Here is a 19,573-nt window from a genome sequence, read left to right as displayed (position 1 = left end):
GCACTGTGTCTTGCCGCACGCCTGGGCGCAGGTCTGCGCCGGAACGCACAATGGCCTGCGATGGAACCTCTGCGGAACTCACCGGGCGTCCGGACCGTGCGCGGCGCCGCGCTCGCACTCGCGCGGACACGGCCGGCCGACGCTCCGTCGCCCTTCAAGCTGCTGTTCGTGCAGCAGGGCCGCTCGGAGGTCGCGCAGGGCGGCCGCCGGGCGCAGCTGTCCGCGGGCGAATTCACGCTGATCGATGGGACCACGCCGTTCAGCGTGCTGGCCGACGAAGCCTTCGTGCATCTGCTGGTGGCCCTGCCGCGCGAGACCGTCGTGGCTCGCTACCGCGGCATCGACCGCCGCACGGCCTTGGTCCACGGCGGCTCGCCGGACGATGGCTTGCTGCGCAACCTGGCGGCCGGGTGGGCGGCGGCACAGGAACAAGGCGAGCTCGCACCGGCCACGCAGCACGCCGCGGCCGGCGCGGTGATCACGTTGCTGCAAGCCCTCTCGCCAGCGGCACCGGCGCCCGACCACGCCGCGCTCCTGCGTCAACGCGCGCTTGCGCTGATCGACCTGCACGTCGCGACCATCGACGCCGAGCAGTTGGCCGCGCAGTTGCGCGTCAGCCGCCGCCACCTGGACGCCACGTTCGCCAGCGGCGGCGGCACCGCGGCGCAGGCCATCTGGGAGCGGCGCCTGGTCCTGGCCGCGGAACGCCTGCAAGGCCATGGGGCCCCGCCGATCACGGACGTCGCGCATGCCCTCGGCTTCCAGGACGCATCGCACTTCGCGCGGCGCTTCAGGCAGCGCTTCGGCAGCACGCCCACGGCATGGCGGCGCGCCGGCACCGCCGGCGGCCTAGTGCGCCCTCAACCCAGGTAGCGCGCCTCCAGGTGCGCCCGGAAGTGCGCCGGGTTCAGCACCTCGCCGGTGGCGCGCTGCGCGAGCTCGTCGGTGGTGTAGCGGCTCGCCTGCTCCCAGATGTTGGCCTTCAGCCAGTCGAACACGCCGCTCAGGTCGCCGCGCGCGATGCGCTGATCGAGATCGGGCATCTGCCTGCGCATCGTCGCGAACCACTGCGCCGCGTACATCGCGCCCAGCGAATAACACGGGAAGTAGCCGAACAGCGCCTCGGGCCAGTGCACGTCCTGCAGCGGGCCGTCCTTGAAGTTGCCGCGGGTGTCGATGCCGAGCAGCTCGGCCATCTTCGCGTCCCACAGCGCCGGCACGTCCTCGGGCTCGATCTCGCCTTCGATCAGCGGGCGCTCGATCTCGTAGCGCAGGATGATGTGCGCCGGGTAGGTCACTTCGTCGGCATCGACGCGGATGAAGCCCGGCTTCACGCGCGTGATCAGCTTGTTCAGGTTGGCCGGCGTGAAGGCCGGCTGGTCGCCGAAGGCCTCGCGCACCAGCGGCGCCAGCAGGTTCGCGAAACCGGGGTGGCTGCCGAGCTGCATCTCGAAGGACAGCGACTGGCTCTCGTGGATCGCCATCGAACGCGCCAGCGACACGGGCTGCCCGAGCAGCTCGCGCGGGCGGTTCTGCTCGTAGCGGCCGTGGCCCGTCTCGTGGATCGTGCCCATCAGGCTGATCAGGAATTCGTCCTCGCGGAAGCGCGTGGTCAGGCGCACGTCCTCGGGCACGCCGCCGGCGAAGGGATGGGTGCTGACGTCGAGCCGGCCGGCGTCGAAGTCGAAGCCCAGCAGCCGCATCGCGCGCTCGCACAGGTCGCGCTGCGCCGGCACCGGGAACGGGCCGTCCGGCGCGATCACCGCCTCGCGCGACTGCTTGTCGACGACGCGCTGGATCAGCCCCGGCAGCCACTGGCGCACGTCGCCGAAGATGCGGTCGAGCTGCGCGCAGCGCATGCCGGGCTCGTAGCGCTCGATCATCGCGTCGTACTTCGACAGGCCCGACTGCTCGGCCAGCAGCGCGGCCTCCTCGCGGCCGCAGGCCAGCACCTCGCGGAAGTTCTCGACGAAGCCGGCCCAGTCGTTGGCCGGGCGCTGCTTGCGCCAAGCGTGCTCGCAGCGCGAGGTGGCCAGCTGCGCGCGCTGCACCAGCGATTCGGGCAGCGCGTTCGAGTGCTGCCACTCGCGCTGCATCTCGCGCAGGTTCGCGCGCTGCAGGTCGCTCAGCGGCTCCTGCTCGGCGCGCTGCAGCTCGTCGCGCAGGCGCGGGTCGGTGCGCACGCGGTGCATCAGCGCGGCCATCTCGGCCAGCGCCGCGCCGCGCGCTTCACTGCCGCGCGGCGGCATGTTCGCCGCCTGGTCCCAGGAGGCGATCGACTGCAGGTGGTGCAGCCGATGCAGGCGCTGGAAGGTCGCGGCCAGGCCGTCGTAGGCCGGGGTCGTGTGGGTCGTCATCGGGATCCGCCGAATCGAGTCGGAAAGCGCCGATTCTGGCCCCGCGGGGACGAGGCCGATGGCCCGGGGGTCATCGGCCTGGCCCGGACCACCGGCCGCACCCGCCGCGCTACTTCAGCGCCGCGCGGAAGGCCGGATCGTCGAGCAGCTGCGTGATCAGCTTGCGGTGCAGCGCGGTGTATTCGCCGATCGCACCCGGGATCGCGACGTAGCCGGCGAAAGGCGAGTCCCACGTGCCGCTGACGCGCAGTTCCCGGTCGTAGACCGGCTGGGCGGCGCGCAGCACGACGAAGCGCGCGGCGATGCTGCCGCTGCCCTGGCCGACAGGCGCTTCGAGGCGGTTCTCGGTGAGGCTGCCCTTGATCACCCGGTCGGACGCGGGCGCCAGCAGGCCCGCGGCCTTCAGGTCGGCCGCCAGCATTTCCTTCAGGTACTGCGCGAACGAGCCCTGGATCGGCGAACTGACGGTGTTCGAACGCAGGTTGATGCCGGCGTCCATCTCCGCCGGCTTGCCCGGGGCGAGCGTGAATTCGCCCAGCGCCACCGGCGCACCGACCGCCTCGCGCACCTTCGGCACGTTGGACAGGTCGGGCATCGGAGCGGTCAGCTGGATCTGGGCACAGCCGCCGCCGAGTGCGGCGACCAGCAGCAACGCAGCGAGCCTCACTTGGCGATCTCCTGCGACAACTCGTTCAGCGTGGTGCTGACGATCTGGCGCGTCATCGTGCGCACGGCGGCTTCGATGCTGTCGGCCTTCACCGCGTTGGCCGGCGCCGCCGCGGCACCGACGGTGGTGTGGATCGCGTGGCGCGCGCTCTTGACGATCGGCTGCGCCTGGCCCTCGCCCAGGTACTTCGCGGTGCAGACATAACCGTCCGACACCTGGTTGCCCGCCAGGCCGAAGGTCAGCCCGGTGACGAAGCCCTTGGTGAACGCATCGTCGGTCAGCGGCACGTTGTTCAGCACGATGCTGAGCATCGCGCCGCCGGGCACCGGCTGCTCGGCGACGTCGGCGAACAGGCCGCTGGTCTTGACCTGTTCGCTGATCTGCGCCTTGAGCATCTCGGTGGCGCGCGCGTTCGGCGCCCCCTTGGTCTGGAACTCGAACATCAGCTGCACCGGCTTGGCCTGCGCCGGCTTCCTGTACTGCGAGGCCTGCACCTCGGGCGTGCCGCTGTCGACGTAGAAGCTGCCGCAGCCGCCGAGGGCGAGCGTGGCGACGACGCAGGCGGCGCGCACGAACGCGCGCCAGCCGGCCGCGCGGGCCGGACGAGTCTCGAACATGGAATTCCTCCGAAAGAGTGCTTGTTGTCTGCGGCGGCTCCCCGCCGCCGCGGCGCATGTTAGCCGCGCGCCGGACGCTGACCCTGCCGCGCATCAACAGCACGAATCACGGCGTGTACTGCCCCGGAAAGAACCACAGCAGCCCGGCCGTCATCACGAGGTAGCGGCCGAACTTGCCGATGGCCATGAAGACGATGCACGGCCAGAACGACAGGCGCAGCCAGCCGGCCACCGCGCACAGCGGGTCGCCGACCAGCGGCAGCCAGGACAGCAGGCAGGCCTTCGGGCCCAGGCGCTCCAGCCACTTCAGCGCCTGGGCCTCGAACGGATGGTGCTTCACGCGTTCGTAGACCTTCTCGGCGCCGTAGCCCATCCACCAGCTGATCGCGCCGCCGACGGTATTGCCCGCCGTGGCCACGAGTACCGCCGGCCAGAACAGCTCGGGGTTCAGCTTCACGAGGCCGAACACCGCGGGCTCCGAGCCCACCGGCAGCAGCGTGGCGGAGATCAGCGCGACGATGAACACCGTCGTCAGGCCGAACTTCGGCAGCGCGAGCGCAGTGAGCAGCGATTCGATCCAGGCTTCCATCACGAGCGGCGGCGAAAGAGTCGGCGGATGATAGGCATGCGGCGTGCCGCCGGCCAGCGTGCACCACCGCACGCCCGCTCGCCGCGAACCGGCGGGTGTCACGATCGGCCAGGACCCGGCCGCTATACTCCTGCCTCCTTTTTCAGCAGTCCCTTCCCTCCCCCCCGCCATGCGCCTCGGCCCTTTCGAGCTGCCGAACCGTCTGTTCGTCGCGCCGATGGCGGGCGTCACCGACCGTCCCTTCCGCCAGCTGTGCCGGCGGCTCGGTGCCGGCCATGCGGTGAGCGAGATGGTGACCTCGCGCAAGGACCTGTGGCACTCGCTGAAGACCTCGCGCCGCGCCGACCATGCCGGCGAGCCGGGGCCGATCGCGGTGCAGATCGCCGGCACCGATGCGCAGATGATGGCCGAGGCCGCCGCCTACAACATCGACCGCGGCGCGCAGATCATCGACATCAACATGGGCTGCCCGGCGAAGAAGGTGTGCAACAAGTGGGCCGGCTCGGCGCTGATGCGCGACGAGGCGCTGGCCCTGGGTATCGTCGAGGCGGTGGTCGCGGTGTGCGCGCCGCGCGGCGTGCCGGTCACGCTGAAGATGCGCACCGGCTGGTGCGATGCGGAGCGCAACGCGCTGTCGATCGCGCGCGCGGCCCAGAGCGCCGGCATCGCGCTGCTGACGGTGCACGGCCGCACGCGCGAGCAGGGCTACAAGGGCGCGGCGGAGTACGAGACGATCGCGGCCGTCAAGGCGGCGCTGACGATCCCGGTGGTCGCCAACGGCGACATCACCACGCCGCAGAAGGCGCGCGAGGTGCTGGCCTTCACGAACGCCGATGCGCTGATGATCGGCCGCGCGGCGCAGGGCCGGCCGTGGATCTTCCGCGAGATCGCGCACTACCTGGCCACCGGCACCGAGCTGGCGCCGCCCCCAACCTCCGAAGTACGCGGCTGGCTGCTGGAGCACCTGCACGAGCACTACGCGCTGTACGGCGAATTCACCGGCGTGCGCACCGCCCGCAAGCACATCGGCTGGGCGGTGCGTGCGCTGCCCGGCGGCGAAGCCTTCCGCGCGGTGATGAACACGCTGGACTCGATCGATGCCCAGGTCGCCGCGGTCGGCACCTTCTTCGATCGGCTGGCCGACGAATTCCCCCTGCTGCCGCAGCATGCGGCCGCCAACGACGACCTGCTGGCACTAGAGGCATGAACAAGACGACGAGCCGCCTCGAGGCTTGTTCGCTCCCCTCGGGGGACGGACGCGCAGCGGCCTTGGGGCTCCAATGAGCAAGAAGAAGATCGAAGAGTGCATCCGCGACAGCCTGGAGCAGTACTTCAAGGACCTGCGCGGCACCGAGCCGCACTCCGTGCACGACATGATCGTCGGTGCCGTCGAGAAGCCGATGCTCGAGGTCGTGATGCGCCATGCCGACAACAACCAGAGCAAGGCCGCTGACTGGCTGGGCATCAACCGCAATACGCTGCGCCGCAAGCTGCTCGATCACAAGCTGATCAAGTGAGCGCTACACCGCCCTGCCCGCGCCGCCCCCGAATTCCTTCCACTTCCCGGCCCGCACCATGACCACCGCCCTGCTCTCGGTCTCCGACAAGACCGGCATCGTCGAGTTCGCACGTTCCCTGCACCAGCGCGGCATCAAGCTGCTGTCCACCGGCGGCACCGCGCGCCTGCTGGCCGACAACGGCCTGCCCGTCACGGAGGTCTCGGAAGTCACCGGCTTCCCGGAGATGCTCGACGGCCGCGTGAAGACGCTGCATCCGCGCATCCACGGCGGCCTGCTGGCCCGCCGCGACATGCCCGAGCACATGGCGGCGCTCAAGGCCCACGGCATCGCGACCATCGACCTGCTGGTCATCAACCTGTACCCGTTCGCGCAGGCCACCGCGCGCCCCGACTGCACGCTGGAAGACGCGATCGAGAACATCGACATCGGCGGCCCGGCGATGCTGCGTGCGGCGGCGAAGAACTGGCCCGATGTCGGCGTGGTGATCGACCCGGCCGACTACGTGCAGGTGCTGGCCGAGCTCGACGCCGGCGGCCTGACGCGCAAGACCAAGTTCGGCCTCGCGAAGAAGGTCTACGCGCACACCGCCGCCTACGACGGCATGATCACCAACTACCTCAGCGCGCTAGAGCCCGGCGCCGAGGACAAGCCCGCCGCGGTGCCCGCCCGCAGCGAGTACCCCGGCATCTACACGCTGCAGATCGAGAAGACCCAGGACCTGCGCTACGGCGAGAACCCGCACCAGAGTGCTGCCTTCTATCGTGAGCGGCAGCCGGCGCCCGGCACGCTGGCCGGCTGGACGCAGCTGCAGGGCAAGGAGCTGTCGTTCAACAACATCGCCGATGCCGACGCCGCCTGGGAGTGCGTGAAGACCTTCGACGCGCCGGCCTGCGTGATCGTCAAGCACGCCAACCCCTGCGGCGTGGCGATCGGCGGCACCGCGCTCGAGGCCTACTCGAAGGCGCTGAAGACCGACCCCACCTCGGCCTTCGGCGGCATCGTCGCCTTCAACCAGGCGGTGGACGTCGCGGTGGTCGAGGCCATCAACACCGCGAAGCAGTTCATCGAGGTGCTGATCGCGCCGGCGGTGACGCCCGAGGCGCGCGAGCTGCTGGCGAAGAAGCAGAACCTGCGCCTGCTGGAAGTGCCGCTCTCGCGCCAGGGCAATGCGCTGGACTTCAAGCGCATCGGTGGCGGCATGCTGCTGCAATCGGCCGACGCGAAGAACGTCGCCGCCAGCGAGCTGCGCATCGTCACCACGCTGCAGCCGACGCACGAACAGATGCAGGACCTGCTGTTCGCGTGGAAGGTGGCCAAGTTCGTCAAGAGCAACGCGATCGTCTTCTGCGCCGGCGGCATGACGCTGGGCGTGGGCGCCGGCCAGATGAGCCGCATCGACTCCGCACGCATCGCCGGCATCAAGGCCGAGAACGCCGGCCTGACGCTCAAGGGCAGCGCGGTGGCGAGCGACGCCTTCTTCCCGTTCCGCGACGGCCTGGACGTCGTGATCGACGGCGGCGCCAGCTGCGTGATCCAGCCCGGCGGCTCGATGCGCGACGAGGAAGTCATCGCCGCGGCGAACGAGCGCGGCATCGCGATGGTCTTCACCGGGACGCGGCATTTCCGGCATTGACGCCGCCGGTCAGCGCGATGCGCTGATCGGCATCGTGCGCGCGGCGCCGTGGTTCATGGCGGCGCTGCGGGCGGTGCGTGACCAAGGCCTGGCGTCGTGGTGCATCGGCGCCGGTGCGGTGCGCAACCTGGTCTGGGACCACCTGCACGGACACGCCGTGCCCTCGCCGCTGGTCGATGTCGACGTCGCCTACTTCGATGGCGACGACCTGCGTCCCGAAAGCGAACGCGCGATCGAAGCGCGGCTCCGTGCCGCGCACCCGTCGCTGCCGTGGGAAGTGATCAACCAGGCCGCGGTGCACTGCTGGTTCGAGGCCCACTTCGGCCATGCCGTCGAGCCGTTGCGCTCGCTCGACGAGGCGATCGCGTCGTGGCCGGAATACGCCACCTCGGTGGGCGTGTGGATCGACGACCAGGATCGCCTGCACGTCATCGCCCCGCACGGCCTCGACGACCTCTTTTCGATGACGGTGCGACGCAACCCGATCCGCGGCAGCGTCGAGACCTATCGCCAACGTTGCGCGGCCAAGCGCTATGCCGAGCGCTGGCCGCGCGTGCGGGTCGTCGCATGCTGAAGTGGCCCTTTGTGCTCGAACGCCCCACCTCGGGCCAGTTCGCGATGCCGGCCTTCGCCGAGGTCGGCGCCGTCAACGCCTGGCGCAGCGTCGGCGCGTTCCGCATCGAGCGGCCGCACGAGGCCGCGCGCGACCTCGATGCGCTGTGGACCGCGCTGATGGCCGCGCCGGTGGCACGCGCCGACACGCACCGCAAGGCGATGGAGATCGCCTACGACGCGCCGCTGCCGCATTGGCTCGGCCTGCCGGTGTGCGAGGCCCGGCCACCGTTCGCCCTGTCGCTCGAACGGCTGCGTGCCGCGCTGGAGCCGCTGCGCATCGCGCCGGGCTGACCGGTCCACCCCCGGGTTCGCGGGTGGCGCCTGGCCGCGTCAGACGCCCGTCAGCGTGGTCCTGATACTGCGCGCCACAACGATCACCCGGGGAGTGCGCGCATGGCGCCATCGCTGTTCAAGTCCGTCGCCGCGGCCGTGCTGAGCCTGGCCGCGTGCTCGGCCCACGCGGTCGGGTTGCTGGTGCCGGCGTACTTCTACCCGTCGTTCGATCCGGCGCAGAGCCAGTGGGACGAGATGACGGCCGCGCTGGCCCAGGGCGCGAGCATCACCGCGATCATGAACGTGAACAACGGGCCGGGCGGCGCACCCAACAGCGACTACCTGGCCGCGGTGCAGAGCTTCCGCGCCGCGGGCGGCCGCGTGCTCGGCTACGTGTACACCTGCTACGGCAATCACCAGTGCGCGGCCGGACTGCCCGCGACGCGGTCGGTCGACGACGTGCTGGCCGACGTGCAGCGCTATGCGCAGTGGTATCCGGTGGACGGCATCTTCCTCGACGAAATGTCGAACCAGACCGCCGCGCTGCCGTTCTACCAGCAGGTGTCGCACGCCGTGCGCGGCGCGCATCCGGACTGGCAGCTCTTCGGCAATCCCGGCACTGCCGCGCCGGCGGACTACCTGGCGTTCATCGACACGATCGTCACCGTCGAACGTGGCACCGGCTCGTACGACGGCATCGCCACCGAACCGTGGATGCACACCGCGCCCGCATCGCGGCAGGCGCACCTGCACTACAACGTGAGCGACACCAGTTCGATGCTGATGCTGCTGGCCGAGGCCGTGCAGCGCCACGCCGGCTACGTCTACATCACCAACGACCGCTACACGCCCGGCAACCCGGCCGAGCCGAACCCGTGGGACACGCTGCCCGGCTACTGGAGCGAGGAAGTCGCCGCGGTCGCGGCCGTGCCGGAACCGCACGCCGGGGCCCTGCTGGCGGCGGCCCTGGCCGCGCTGGGGATCGTGCGGCTGCGGAAGGTGATGCAGCGCAGCGCAGCGCGATCCGCGCTCGGGACCTATCGCCAACGTTGCGCGGCCAGGCGCCATGCATAACGGTGGCCGCGGCAACGGGTGCCGCCCTGCGGACCGATGCCTTCCGGCAACGACAGCTTCGGTATCGGGCCGCACGCGGGCCGCAAGCGGCCCGGACGTGTCGGGCAACGGCTCGATGCCGGCACGCACCGACACCTAGAAGTCCCCTAGTCGCCGCTGCGATCCGTTGCTACGCTCCCCGGCTTGCAGACAAGAGGAGGCGACATGCACCTGCACATCCTGAAAGGCTGCAGCGCGGGCCTGGTGGCCGCTGCCCTGGCGGCCGGCGCCCAGGCCGCGCCGACCGTTTACTTCGGCATCGACAACGCCACCATCCTGCCTGGCGGCAGCCATCCGGTGGCCGACGCAGCGGCCGCCGCGTTCGCCGCCGCCGCCGGACCACTCGCCACCGAGAGCTTCGAAGGCTTCGCGACCGGCGCGCTGCCGGCGAGCTTCACCGTCGGCACGGTCGACGTCGGGTTCACGAACCAGGCCACGCAGTACACGCAGATCGCCACCGGCGTCGGCACCTTCTCGACCTTCGCGACCGACGGCACGCAGTTCATCGATTCGCTCAGCGACAACGGCTCGACCTACTTCACGATGGCCTTCGGCAGCGCGCTGCCGGGCTTCGGCTTCTACCTCACCGATGCCAGCGACTGGCTGGGCACGACGAGCCCGCTCGCGAGCCTGCAGGTGCACCTGATGCATGCACAGGGCGAGACGGTGCTGGACCTGCTGGACATCAGCCCGTCGCAGGTGGTCAACGGCAATGTCGCCTTCTTCGGCGTGCTCGCCGACCCGGCGAATCCCATCACCGGCTTCTTCATCACCAACCCGGCGCTCAATCCCGACGAGGACGCGATCGGCCTCGACCAGTTGATGATCCCGCAGGCGGCGGTGCCGGAGCCGGCGACGTGGGCGCTGGCGCCCGTCGCGCTGCTGGCGCTGGCCGCGTCCACGCGGCGGCGCGGCCGGCGAGCGCCCGCGGCGGGCTGACCGGCTGCCCGAGGCCGCTCGCCGCCGCGGCACCGCATCCGGGCCACCGCGATGGCCGACGTCACCGAATGGCTGCACGCCGCGCAGCGCGGCGACGAGGTCGCGCTGGGCCGGCTGTTCGAGCTGCTGTACCCCGACCTGCGCCGCATCGCGCATGCGCGGTTGCGCGGGTCCGCACAGGAGCTGCTGAACACCACCGCGCTGGTGCACGAGTCCTTCCTTCGGCTCGTCCGGCTCGAGCGGCTGGAGGTGGCCGACCGGCCGCGTTTCCTCGCCTACGTCGCGCGGGTGATGCGCTCGATCGTCGTCGACCTCGTGCGCGCGGCGCGCGCGGCGCGACGCGGCGGCGGCGAGGCCGCGCTGCCGCTGGACACCGGCGTCGACGCCGAGCCCGCCGGCGCCGCCGACGCCGCCGAAGTGCTGCGCGTGCACGAGGCACTCGCCGAGCTCGGCGCGCACGACGAGCGCCTGGTGCGGGTGGTCGAGCTGCGCTACTTCGCCGGCCTCGAGATGGAGGAGGTGGCGCTCGCGCTCGGCGTGGGCAAGCGCACCGCCGAGCGCGACTGGGAGCGGGCCCGGCTGTTCCTCTACCAGAGCCTGCGGAATTGACGTGGACATCGCGCGCGGCGACTGGCCTCGCCTGCTCGAGCTGCTGGACGGGCTGCTCGATGAGGCACCGGCCGGGCAGGCCGCCGCACTCGCCGCGCTGCAAGGCGACGATGCCCGGTTGCGCGCCTCGCTGACCGAGCTGCTCGCGCAGCGCGCGACGCTCGAGCGCGAGGGCTTCCTGTCGACGCTGCCGCGGCTGGCGCGCGACGAGCCCGCCGCCTGCGACGGGGGCACCCTCGGCCCGTGGCAGCTGGTGCGCGAGCTCGGGCGCGGCGGCATGGGCGTCGTGCACCTGGCCACGCGCATCGACGCACCCACCGCGCCACCGGTGGCGCTGAAGCTGCCGTTCGCCGACCCGCTGCGCGCCGCGATGCTCGCCGAACGGTTCGCGCGCGAGCGCGACATCCTGCGCAGCCTCGATCACCCGGGCATCGCCGCGGTGCGCGACGCCGGCGCATCGCAGGGCCAGCCCTGGCTCGCGCTCGAATACGTCGACGGCCGGCCGATCACCGACGAAGCGGCCGCACGCGGCCTGGCCGTCGCCGACCGCCTGCGGCTCTTCCTGCAGGTGCTCGACGCGGTGGGCCATGCGCACCGCCAGCTCGTGATCCACCGCGACATCAAGCCGGCCAACGTGCTCGTCGATCGCCAAGGCCGCGTGAAGCTGCTGGACTTCGGCGTCGCCAAGCTGCTCGGCGGCGACGGCGCCGACGCACCGCCGACGGCGCTGACGCAGTTCGGCGGCCGCGCGATGACACCGCAGTACGCGTCGCCGGAGCAGATCGCCGGCGGCGCCTTGAGCACGGCCACCGACATCTATTCGCTCGGCGTGCTGCTGTACGAGCTGCTCGCTCACCGCCTGCCGTACCGGCTCGCGCGCGCGACGCCGGGGGCGATCGAGGAGGCGATCCTCGACGGCGGCATCACGCTGCCCAGTGCCGGTGCGCCGCCGGCGCACCGGCGCGCGCTGCGCGGCGACGTCGACGCGATCGTCATCAAGGCGCTGGCGTTGCGGCCGGCCGATCGCTATCGCTCGGCCGAAGCCTTCGCCGAGGACATCCGCCGCCACCTCGATTCGCGCCCGGTCGCGGCGCGTCCGGCGGGACTGGGCTACCGCATCGGCAAGCAGTTGCGCCGGCACGCCTGGCGCTACGCGGCGGCCTCCGTGCTGCTGGGGGCGATCGGCGCCGGCATGGCCGCCACCGTCTGGCAGATGCAGCGGGCCGAGCGCGAGGCCGCGCGGGCCGGCGCGATCAAGGACTTCCTCGTCAGCGTCTTCCGCGCCGGCGATCCGCGCCTGCTGCGCGACCGGCCGCCGGGCGAGGTCACCGCGCGCGAGCTGCTCGACGCCAACGCAGCGCGCATCGAGACCGAGTTCAAGCACGATCCCGCCACCGCGATCGAGCTGCTCGGCATCACGAGCGAGATCTACGGCTGGCTGCTCGAGCAGCAGCGCTACGACGAGCTGTCGGCGCGACGCCTGGCGCTGGCGCGGGCCCACTACGGCGAGCGGCATCCGCTGGTGATCGATGCGCTGCTGACCGAGGCCTGGTCACTGATCTTCTCGCAGCAGCGCGACGAGGCCCGGCGCCGCCTCGACGCGATCGATGCGCTGATCGGCGTGCGCGCCGGCGCCCGGTCGCTGCAGGCGGCCGAGTGGTGGCTCGCGCAGGCGCAGGCGCTGCAGGCCGTTCCCGGCGCCGGCGACGAGCGCATGCGCGCGCTGCAGCGCGCGATCGAGCTCTTCGGCCGCCTCGACGCGGACCATCCGAGCTACCTGGCCGCGCTGGCCAACGCCGGCAACGAGCACCTCAAGCGCGGCGAGCCGGCGGCCGCGCGCGATCGCTACCTGCAGGCCCTGGCTGCCGGCCGGCGCCAGCGCCAGCCCGAGGCCGGGGACCTGGCGATGACGCAGCGCAACCTGGCACTCGCGCTGCACCAGCTCGACGACCAGACCGGCGCGGCGAATGCCTTCCGCGAGGCCGAACGCCTGTCGCGCAGCGCCGGCGTGCAACTGCCGACGCACTGGATGGTCATCGACGAATACGCGCGCTTCCTGCACCGGCGCGGCGAGCGCGAGGCCGCGTTTCGCCTGTACGACGAGACGCTGCCGCTGCTGCCGACACCGCCCGGCAGCGGCGCCACCGGCCATGACGCGATGCTGCTGCGATCGTGGGGCGAGGCGCTGCTCGCCGAAGGCCGCGCGGCGCAGGCGCTGCCGCCGCTGGAGGCGGCCTACCGCGTGATCGTCGCCCGCCCCGACCGCGAGGCCGACCGCCGCCATGCGGCCGTGCTGCTCGCGCGCGCCCTGGCCGCGCTCGGCCGCGGCGAGGAGGCGCAGCGCCTGTTCCGCGAAGCGCTCGACGACTACGCGCGCCATGAGCCGGCAGGCGCCGTGGCCGCCTGCGACGCCCGCGTGCGCTACGCGCAATGGCTCGCCGACACCGGCCAGTCGCCCGCCGCGGCAGCGGAGTTCGACGCGGTACTGCGGGCCGCCGGCGAACGCCCGATCGCCGCCGCGTCCCTCGCGCAGATGGGCCTGGCGAAGATCGCGCTGGCCCGCGGCGACACCGCGTCCGCGCGGCGCCACGGCGACCAGGCGCTGCAGGCCGCGCAGCAGCTGCGAGGCGCGTTCGACCTGCGCGTGCAGCCCGAGGTGTGGCGGGACCGTGCCGCGCTGGCGCTCGCGCTCGGCGACCGGGCGCAGGCGCAGGAACTGGCGGCGCGCGCGCTGCAGGCCAGCCAGCGCCTGGACGGCGAATCCGCCGCGGCCAGCCGCGCGGCGCGTGAACTGATGCACGCGGCATCGAGCGTGATGCGCTGATCAGGCCCGCCCCCCTAGCTTGGCGCGGCGGACGAGCCAGGCGCTTTGGCGTCTTGCTGGATGGGAAGTCCCCATTCAGGAGCCATCATGACCCCTCGCAAGACCCTCGAGACGCGCACGACGCGCAAGTCCCGCCACACGCTCGCGGCCGCGCTGCTGCTGGCCGGCGCGGCATTCACCGTCGGCCCGACGGCCACCGCCGCGCCGGTCTACAAGTACACGACGATCGACGTGCCCGGTGCCGTGCAGACCCATGTGCAGGGCATCGACGACAGCGGCGCCGTGGTCGGCGCGTACCTCGACGCCGGTGGCGCCTGGCACGGCTTCCGCACCAGCGGCGGCGGCGGCGGCGTCGTCTCGACGATCGACTACCCGGGCGCCGCGTACACCGACGCGTTCGGCATCGGCAGCAGCGGCGCGGTGGCCGGCACCGCAAGCAGCGTGCCGCAGATCGGCAATGCCGATCCGGCCTTCGGCTACCTGCTGGCCAGCGGCGCGTACACCGCCCTCGTGCCGCCCGGCTCGCAGCAGGCCGGCGCGTTCGGCGTCAACGGCGCGCTGACGGTGGTCGGCTCGTACCGCACCGGACCGCCCGGCACCGGATACCACGGCTACGTCTGGTCGGGTGGGGCCTTCACGACGCTCGACGTGCCCGGTGCCGACAGCACGCTGCCGGTGGGCATCAACGACCTCGGCCAGGTCGTCGGCGCCGTCGAGGCGTCGTGCGCGGGCTGCGCCGCGTCGTCGGGCTTCCTGTGGTCCGCCGGCACGCTGACGATCATCACGCCGTTCGGTGCCACCCGCTCGGGCGCGTTCGGCCTCAACGACGGGGGCGCGATCGTCGGCTGGTACGGCGAAGGCGACGAGTTGAGCGGCTACTTGTGGGCCGACGGCGCCTTCGTGCCGATCGAGCCGCCCGCCGCGCTGTATGCGCAGGCGAGCGACATCAACAACGCCGGTCTCATCGCCGGCACCTATGCCGACGCGGCCGGCGTGATCCACGGCTTCGTCGCGACGCCGATGCCGGAACCGGGCAGCTTCGTGCTGACGGCCCTCGGCCTCGGTGTCGCCGCGGTCTGGCGGCGTCGCCGCACCGATGCGCCACACGACTTGCGCGTGGCGCCGGGAGCCGATCATGCGTGAGCGCCGCAGCCTCTTCCTGCTCGCCGTGCTCGCCGCGACGGCCCTGCTGCCCGCGCGCGCCGCACCGGTGCTCGACATCGGCGTCGCCGCCTACCTCGCGCTCGATGCGGGCAACGCGCACTGGTTCGTGAACCTCGCCGACGCGGGGCCGGCGGCCGGCACCGGCCTCGTGACGCAGGCCATCGCCGACACCAAGGGCGGTGGCGCGCAGACCGCATCGACCAGTGCCTACGCCAGCGTGGGCGCGCTAGGCGGCCGCGGGCTCACCTACACGAGCGGCGCCTTCCACAGCGCGCAGGCGGCCGACGACCTGAGCTGGTACGCCGACCTGCTGATCACCGGCACGCCGGGCGAGAAGGTCACGCTGCAGTTCGCGACGGCACTCGACGGCTTCGTCGCGGGCAGCGGCTTCGGCCCCGGCTCGGCCTTCGGCGGCGCCGTGACCTCGAGGACCTTCGTCGCCGGCCAGGTGCTGGCCGACTGGAGCTTCGCCAGCAGCTTCGACACCCCGGCGTTCCTGATCGACGAGTTCGCGCTGGTCGCGTACGAGTTCGACGTCGGCAGCGTGATCCGCGTCGCGAGCCGCCTGACCGTCCTGTCGCATGCCCACATCGAATCGGCCGTCGAAACGAACGCGCTCGACACGTCGACCTTCTACGTCGACGTGCTCACGCCCGGCGGTGGCTACGTCGCGGGCGGCGGTTTTGTCTTCCCGACGCTGCCGCCCGCGACCGTGCCGGAGCCCGCGCCGGTGCTGCTGATGGCGCTGGCGGCGATGGCCGCGGCAGGCGCGTCGCGCCGACCGCGGCCCGGGCAACACGCGCGCGGCAGACTGCACCCGGCCGGCCTCACGCCGGGCTGAGCGTGCGCTGCGCGGTGAGTGCGCCCACGCCGGTCGCGCCGCTCGCGGCCGGCGTTGGCGCGGCCTCGAGAAAACGCAGCAGCACGTCGCAGAACGCCTCGGGCTGCTCCAGCTGCGGGTAGTGGCCGCAGCCGGCGAAGCGGTGCGTCGTGAGCAGCGGGATCGCGCGGATCGCGTCGTCGTGGTCGGTCGGGATGATCGGGTCGCGGTCGCCGGTCATCACCAGCGTCGGCCAGGTCATGCGCGGGAAGGCGGCGCGGTGCGCGTCGACGATGGCCGGCCGCTGGCCGTCGAGCCGGATGCCGTTGCGCAAGGTGGCGAGGAACGCACGGCGGGCGCCCGGGCTGCGCGCATGCGCGAGCGATGCGTCGAGCAGTTCGCGCGGTGCACCCTCGCGTACCACCATGCCGCCGCGGATCAAGCGTTTCGTCATCTCGGGCCGCGGCCGCGCGAGGAACTCTCCTACCAGCGCCACGCTCAGCAGGCGCACGCGCGGGCTGATCGCGGTGCCGAGCCCGCCGGAGCACACCAGCGCGAGGCTCGCGATGCGCTGCGGGTTCTCGCGGGCCACGCGCTGCGAGACCGCGCCGCCCATCGAGTTGCCGACGAGGTGGAAGCGCTCGAGACCCATCCCGTCGGCGAAGTCGCGCACGACACCGGCGAGCAGAGCTTCGCCATAGGGCAGGTCGGGCTTGTCGCTGAGGCCGAAGCCGAGCAGGTCCAACGCGAAGACGCGGTGGTGCCGCGCCAGCGTCGGCATCACGCGGGCCCAGTACTCGACCGAGGCGCCGAGCGCGTGCACCAGCACCACGGCCGGGCCGGCGTCACCGGCCTGCCAGTAGCGCACGCGATGCGGGCCCAGCGTCACGTAGCGGTCTTCGAGCGGTTGGTACGGGTTCATCGTTGCAGGTCCTTGGCGGCTTCGTCAGTGGCGCCACTGTAGGCACGCAGGCGCTTTCGGGCCATTGGCGAGAATGACAACGTCGATATCGAACGCGCCAAAGGCGTCTAGGAGAGGCTCGACGGCGCCCGGGACCACCGGGCCCGCCGCAGGCATCGGCAGGCCGTAGAGTCGGCCGCCTTCACCCGCGGGAGCATCGACATGAGCGAACGAACCGGACGCTGCCTGTGCGGCCAGGTGCGCTACCGCGTGACCGGCGAGCCGGTCATCGCGCGCGTCTGCTGGTGCCGCGACTGCCAGCGCATTGCCGGCAATGGCACGGCCAATGCGATCTTTCCGACCGAACGGCTGGAGATCGACGGCGAGCCGGCCGAGTACCTCAAGACCGCCGACAGCGGCAACCAGGTGCGCCGCCGCTTCTGTGCGCGCTGCGGATGCCACCTCTTCGCCGACTCGACCGGCCGACCGCAGCTCACGGTCGTGCGCGTCGGCACGCTCGAGGACCCTTCGTCGATCCGGCCGGTCGCGAACATCTGGAGCGCCAGCGCGCCGGCCTGGGCTTGCCTCGATGCCGCGCTCGAGCGCATCGACGGCCAGCCGGCGCCGCCGCAGCGCCCTGCCGGCACGTGATCAGGCGCCGCCCCGCGCAGGCCGCGCGGCCGATCCGTTGGCGCAGCGGGCGGCTCGTCGATTGAATCATGACGCCGGCACCGGCGAAGGCCGACGAGTGCGCCAGGCGCCTGGCGACCTGGGATTAATCACAGCGTAGTAGTACGCCATCAACTGGGGCCTGAATGAAACCGAAGACCCGTGTTCGGGCCGATCGCGTCGATCGCCCTTCCCACACGACCATCGGAGACAACCCCATGAAGATCATCCGTTCCCTGCTGGCGCTGTGCCTGGCCGGTTTCCTCGCCCTGTCCGCGCAGGCGCAGGAGCGCGGCACGAAGGACGAAGCCAAGGCCATGGCCGAGTCGGCCGCGGCGCACGTGAAGAAGGTCGGCGTCGAGCAGGCGATGAAGGACTTCACCGGCGACAAGGCCAACTGGGTGCGCAAGGACCTGTACGTGTTCGCCTTCGACCTGAAGGCGAACTGGCTCGCGCATGGCACGAACGAGAAGCTCGTCGGCAAGAACATGATCGACCTGAAGGACCAGAACGGCAAGCCGTTCGTGCGCGAGATCATCCAGGTGGTCACGACGAAGGGCGAAGGCTGGGTCGACTACGACTGGAGCAACCCGGCGACGAAGAAGGTCGACGGCAAGACCACCTTCGTCAAGCGCGTCGCCGGCACCGAGGTCGGTGTCGCCGTCGGCGCCTACCGCTGATCCGCCGCCGGATCGAGGCCGCGATGAAGCGCCTGATCGAACGCCTGCCGCTGATGGCCAAGGTGGCGCTCGCGCCGCTGCTGGTGCTGCTGTGCCTGGTGATCGTCGCCGGGTCGAACGCGTGGACCGCGCGCAAGACCGCCGCGACGCTCGACATGCTGACGCAGCAGAGCATGGTGCGTGTCGCGCAGGCCGCGGAGACGCAGCAGCGCGTCGTCGCGGCCAACGCGATGGTGATGCAGAGCATCGCCTACGCCGGGGCCGGCCTGAAGCCCGAGGTGATCCAGGCGCTCGACAAGCGCATCGACGCCGAACTGCTGCAGACGCAGTCCCGCATCGACACGCTGCGCACCGCGCTGGCCGGCGATGCCGCGCAGGCCGCGCGCGCCGAGCGCCTGCACACCGCCTTCGGCGGCTACGTGAAGGCCGCGCGCGAGACGCTGGACATGAAGGACGCCGACCTGAGCACCGCCGCGACCTTCATGAGCCGCGCCGAAAAGGCCTACGACGAGGCGCGCGGCGTGCTCGCCGAGCTGTCGGCCGAGGAAACGCGCGCCGCCACCGCCCGCGGTGAACAGACCGCCGCCACGCTGCAGGCAGGCCGCAACTTCTCGCTGCTGCTGACCGCCGCCGCGCTGCTGGCCGGGCTGCTGGCCACCTGGGCCAGCGTGCGGCTGATCGTCACGCCGCTGCGCAGCGCATTGCAGATCGCCCGCGAGGTCGCCGACGGCAACCTGCGCACGCGCGAGGTCGCGGCGGCCGCCGACGAGACCGGCCAGGTGCTCGGTGCGCTGGCCGAGGTCACCCGGCGGCTGAACGCCACGGTCGCCGGCATCCGCCAGGGCGCCGACCAGATCGATACTGCGGCGCGCGAGATCGCGCTCGGCAACGGCGACCTGTCCGCGCGCACCGAGCAGACCGCCTCGGCGCTGCAGCAGACCGCCGCATCGCTGCAGCAGCTGACCGACACCGTGGCGGCCAATGCCCGCAACGCCGACACCGCGCACCGCCTGGCCGGCGATGCCGCGCGCATCGCTGCCGACGGCGGCACCGCGGTCGACGAGGTGGTGCGCACGATGGACGCGATCAGCACGCAGTCGCGCCGCATCGGCGAGATCATCGGCACGATCGACGGGCTGGCGTTCCAGACCAACATCCTCGCGCTCAATGCCGCGGTCGAGGCCGCGCGCGCCGGCGACGCCGGCCGCGGCTTCGCGGTCGTGGCGCAGGAAGTACGCGGCCTAGCGCAGCGCAGCGCCGGCGCCGCCAAGGAGATCCGCGGCCTCATCGGCAGCTCGGTGCAGCAGGTCGAGGCCGGCGCCACCAAGGTGCAGCATGCCGGCGCGATGATGCAGCGCATCGTCGACGGCATCGGCCAGGTCAACACCGTGGTGGCGGAGATCTCGCGCGCCAGCGCCGAGCAGTCCGTCGGCATCCACGAGGTCAACAGCGCCGTCGGCGCGATGGACCGCAGCACGCAGCAGAACGCCGCGCTCGTCGAAGAGGCCGCGGCCGCGGCGGAGTCGCTGCGCCAGCAGGCGCAGGGGCTGGTGGCGGCGGTCGGCGCGTTCCGCATCGCCTGA

Annotated in this window: 20 protein-coding genes; 15 read left to right on the top strand and 5 right to left on the bottom strand. The window is 72.0% G+C overall.

The window, feature by feature from the left end; translation table 11 throughout:
- Window positions 1–60 precede the first annotated feature (60 nt).
- Window positions 61–873, top strand: coding sequence for a helix-turn-helix domain-containing protein (locus P1K89_RS24915; RefSeq protein ID WP_284619221.1), 813 nt, complete (start codon window positions 61–63; stop codon window positions 871–873).
- On the opposite strand, the gene P1K89_RS24910 is transcribed toward P1K89_RS24915, so the two are convergent.
- The 4 genes from P1K89_RS24910 to P1K89_RS24895 form a co-directional block, all read right to left on the bottom strand.
- A complete protein-coding gene (locus tag P1K89_RS24910; protein ID WP_284619220.1) occupies window positions 861–2,357 on the bottom strand; it encodes a carboxypeptidase M32 in 1,497 nt (498 codons plus the stop codon). The two genes, P1K89_RS24915 and P1K89_RS24910, sit on opposite strands and share 13 nt — an antisense overlap.
- Before the next feature lie 109 nt (window positions 2,358–2,466).
- Window positions 2,467–3,024 carry a hypothetical protein gene (locus P1K89_RS24905; protein ID WP_284619219.1) on the bottom strand — a complete coding sequence of 186 codons (558 nt, stop codon included), beginning with the start codon at window positions 3,022–3,024 and terminating at the stop codon, window positions 2,467–2,469.
- Window positions 3,021–3,641, bottom strand: coding sequence for a hypothetical protein (locus P1K89_RS24900; RefSeq protein ID WP_284619218.1), 621 nt, complete (start codon window positions 3,639–3,641; stop codon window positions 3,021–3,023). The genes P1K89_RS24905 and P1K89_RS24900 overlap by 4 nt, the downstream gene beginning before the upstream one ends.
- A gap of 106 nt (window positions 3,642–3,747) precedes the next feature.
- Complete coding sequence (locus P1K89_RS24895) at window positions 3,748–4,230, bottom strand: YqaA family protein (RefSeq protein WP_284619217.1); 483 nt, start codon at window positions 4,228–4,230, stop codon at window positions 3,748–3,750.
- A 169-nt stretch (window positions 4,231–4,399) separates the two neighbouring features.
- Between P1K89_RS24895 and dusB the strand changes: the two genes are divergently transcribed.
- From dusB to P1K89_RS24840, 11 genes are all read left to right on the top strand, one after another.
- Window positions 4,400–5,437, top strand: coding sequence for a tRNA dihydrouridine synthase DusB (gene dusB / locus P1K89_RS24890; RefSeq protein WP_284619216.1), 1,038 nt, complete (start codon window positions 4,400–4,402; stop codon window positions 5,435–5,437).
- Window positions 5,438–5,510: 73 nt separating this feature from the next.
- Window positions 5,511–5,747, top strand: coding sequence for a Fis family transcriptional regulator (locus P1K89_RS24885; RefSeq protein ID WP_284619215.1), 237 nt, complete (start codon window positions 5,511–5,513; stop codon window positions 5,745–5,747).
- 58 nt (window positions 5,748–5,805) lie between these two features.
- On the top strand, window positions 5,806–7,383 hold the full coding sequence (purH, locus tag P1K89_RS24880; protein WP_284619214.1) for a bifunctional phosphoribosylaminoimidazolecarboxamide formyltransferase/IMP cyclohydrolase: 1,578 nt from the start codon (window positions 5,806–5,808) through the stop codon (window positions 7,381–7,383).
- A 31-nt stretch (window positions 7,384–7,414) separates the two neighbouring features.
- Window positions 7,415–7,957: a nucleotidyltransferase family protein gene (locus P1K89_RS24875; RefSeq protein ID WP_284619282.1), complete on the top strand. Its 543-nt coding sequence runs from the start codon at window positions 7,415–7,417 to the stop codon at window positions 7,955–7,957.
- A complete protein-coding gene (locus tag P1K89_RS24870; RefSeq protein ID WP_284619213.1) occupies window positions 7,951–8,289 on the top strand; it encodes a hypothetical protein in 339 nt (112 codons plus the stop codon). Before P1K89_RS24875 ends, P1K89_RS24870 begins: the two co-directional genes overlap by 7 nt.
- Window positions 8,290–8,391: 102 nt before the next feature.
- Window positions 8,392–9,345 (top strand): spherulation-specific family 4 protein, encoded by a 954-nt coding sequence (locus P1K89_RS24865; RefSeq protein ID WP_284619212.1) that lies wholly within the window; start codon window positions 8,392–8,394, stop codon window positions 9,343–9,345.
- 204 nt (window positions 9,346–9,549) lie between these two features.
- A complete protein-coding gene (locus P1K89_RS24860) occupies window positions 9,550–10,323 on the top strand; it encodes a hypothetical protein (protein WP_284619211.1) in 774 nt (257 codons plus the stop codon).
- Window positions 10,324–10,374: 51 nt separating this feature from the next.
- Complete coding sequence (locus P1K89_RS24855; protein WP_284619210.1) at window positions 10,375–10,932, top strand: ECF-type sigma factor; 558 nt, start codon at window positions 10,375–10,377, stop codon at window positions 10,930–10,932.
- Between the two features lies 1 nt (window position 10,933).
- A complete protein-coding gene (locus P1K89_RS24850; RefSeq protein ID WP_284619209.1) occupies window positions 10,934–13,756 on the top strand; it encodes a serine/threonine-protein kinase in 2,823 nt (940 codons plus the stop codon).
- A gap of 87 nt (window positions 13,757–13,843) precedes the next feature.
- The gene (locus P1K89_RS24845) at window positions 13,844–14,899 is read left to right on the top strand and encodes a PEP-CTERM sorting domain-containing protein (protein WP_284619208.1); all 1,056 of its coding nucleotides are present in this window, start codon (window positions 13,844–13,846) and stop codon (window positions 14,897–14,899) included.
- Window positions 14,892–15,761, top strand: coding sequence for a PEP-CTERM sorting domain-containing protein (locus tag P1K89_RS24840; RefSeq protein ID WP_284619207.1), 870 nt, complete (start codon window positions 14,892–14,894; stop codon window positions 15,759–15,761). The genes P1K89_RS24845 and P1K89_RS24840 overlap by 8 nt, the downstream gene beginning before the upstream one ends.
- On the opposite strand, the gene P1K89_RS24835 is transcribed toward P1K89_RS24840, so the two are convergent.
- Window positions 15,748–16,662 carry an alpha/beta fold hydrolase gene (locus tag P1K89_RS24835; protein ID WP_284619206.1) on the bottom strand — a complete coding sequence of 305 codons (915 nt, stop codon included), beginning with the start codon at window positions 16,660–16,662 and terminating at the stop codon, window positions 15,748–15,750. The two genes, P1K89_RS24840 and P1K89_RS24835, sit on opposite strands and share 14 nt — an antisense overlap.
- A gap of 201 nt (window positions 16,663–16,863) precedes the next feature.
- Between P1K89_RS24835 and P1K89_RS24830 the strand changes: the two genes are divergently transcribed.
- From P1K89_RS24830 to P1K89_RS24820, 3 genes are all read left to right on the top strand, one after another.
- Window positions 16,864–17,292 carry a GFA family protein gene (locus tag P1K89_RS24830; protein WP_284619205.1) on the top strand — a complete coding sequence of 143 codons (429 nt, stop codon included), beginning with the start codon at window positions 16,864–16,866 and terminating at the stop codon, window positions 17,290–17,292.
- Between the two features lie 236 nt (window positions 17,293–17,528).
- Window positions 17,529–17,990, top strand: a complete 462-nt coding sequence (locus P1K89_RS24825) for a cache domain-containing protein (RefSeq protein ID WP_284619204.1) — start codon at window positions 17,529–17,531, stop codon at window positions 17,988–17,990.
- A 23-nt stretch (window positions 17,991–18,013) separates the two neighbouring features.
- The gene (locus tag P1K89_RS24820) at window positions 18,014–19,573 is read left to right on the top strand and encodes a methyl-accepting chemotaxis protein (RefSeq protein ID WP_284619203.1); all 1,560 of its coding nucleotides are present in this window, start codon (window positions 18,014–18,016) and stop codon (window positions 19,571–19,573) included.

Origin of the sequence: Aquabacterium humicola (genome assembly GCF_030167915.1) — a bacterium.
Taxonomy (GTDB): Bacteria; Pseudomonadota; Gammaproteobacteria; order Burkholderiales; family Burkholderiaceae_C; genus Pseudaquabacterium; species Pseudaquabacterium humicola.
Note: the sequence above shows the minus strand (reverse complement) of the source record. Positions and strands in the feature narration are given on the sequence as shown.

What these genes read in the sequence shown, in the direction of transcription:
- P1K89_RS24840 (WP_284619207.1), top strand. Translation starts at nt 14,892, where the DNA reads ATGCGTGAGCGCCGCAGCCTCTTCCTGCTCGCCGTGCTCGCCGCGACG.
- dusB (WP_284619216.1), top strand. Translation starts at nt 4,400, where the DNA reads ATGCGCCTCGGCCCTTTCGAGCTGCCGAACCGTCTGTTCGTCGCGCCG.
- P1K89_RS24845 (WP_284619208.1), top strand. Translation starts at nt 13,844, where the DNA reads ATGACCCCTCGCAAGACCCTCGAGACGCGCACGACGCGCAAGTCCCGC.
- P1K89_RS24900 (WP_284619218.1), bottom strand. Translation starts at nt 3,641, where the DNA reads ATGTTCGAGACTCGTCCGGCCCGCGCGGCCGGCTGGCGCGCGTTCGTG.
- P1K89_RS24825 (WP_284619204.1), top strand. Translation starts at nt 17,529, where the DNA reads ATGAAGATCATCCGTTCCCTGCTGGCGCTGTGCCTGGCCGGTTTCCTC.
- P1K89_RS24895 (WP_284619217.1), bottom strand. Translation starts at nt 4,230, where the DNA reads ATGGAAGCCTGGATCGAATCGCTGCTCACTGCGCTCGCGCTGCCGAAG.
- P1K89_RS24885 (WP_284619215.1), top strand. Translation starts at nt 5,511, where the DNA reads ATGAGCAAGAAGAAGATCGAAGAGTGCATCCGCGACAGCCTGGAGCAG.
- purH (WP_284619214.1), top strand. Translation starts at nt 5,806, where the DNA reads ATGACCACCGCCCTGCTCTCGGTCTCCGACAAGACCGGCATCGTCGAG.
- P1K89_RS24835 (WP_284619206.1), bottom strand. Translation starts at nt 16,662, where the DNA reads ATGAACCCGTACCAACCGCTCGAAGACCGCTACGTGACGCTGGGCCCG.
- P1K89_RS24855 (WP_284619210.1), top strand. Translation starts at nt 10,375, where the DNA reads ATGGCCGACGTCACCGAATGGCTGCACGCCGCGCAGCGCGGCGACGAG.
- P1K89_RS24860 (WP_284619211.1), top strand. Translation starts at nt 9,550, where the DNA reads ATGCACCTGCACATCCTGAAAGGCTGCAGCGCGGGCCTGGTGGCCGCT.
- P1K89_RS24915 (WP_284619221.1), top strand. Translation starts at nt 61, where the DNA reads ATGGAACCTCTGCGGAACTCACCGGGCGTCCGGACCGTGCGCGGCGCC.
- P1K89_RS24870 (WP_284619213.1), top strand. Translation starts at nt 7,951, where the DNA reads ATGCTGAAGTGGCCCTTTGTGCTCGAACGCCCCACCTCGGGCCAGTTC.
- P1K89_RS24865 (WP_284619212.1), top strand. Translation starts at nt 8,392, where the DNA reads ATGGCGCCATCGCTGTTCAAGTCCGTCGCCGCGGCCGTGCTGAGCCTG.
- P1K89_RS24910 (WP_284619220.1), bottom strand. Translation starts at nt 2,357, where the DNA reads ATGACGACCCACACGACCCCGGCCTACGACGGCCTGGCCGCGACCTTC.
- P1K89_RS24820 (WP_284619203.1), top strand. Translation starts at nt 18,014, where the DNA reads ATGAAGCGCCTGATCGAACGCCTGCCGCTGATGGCCAAGGTGGCGCTC.
- P1K89_RS24830 (WP_284619205.1), top strand. Translation starts at nt 16,864, where the DNA reads ATGAGCGAACGAACCGGACGCTGCCTGTGCGGCCAGGTGCGCTACCGC.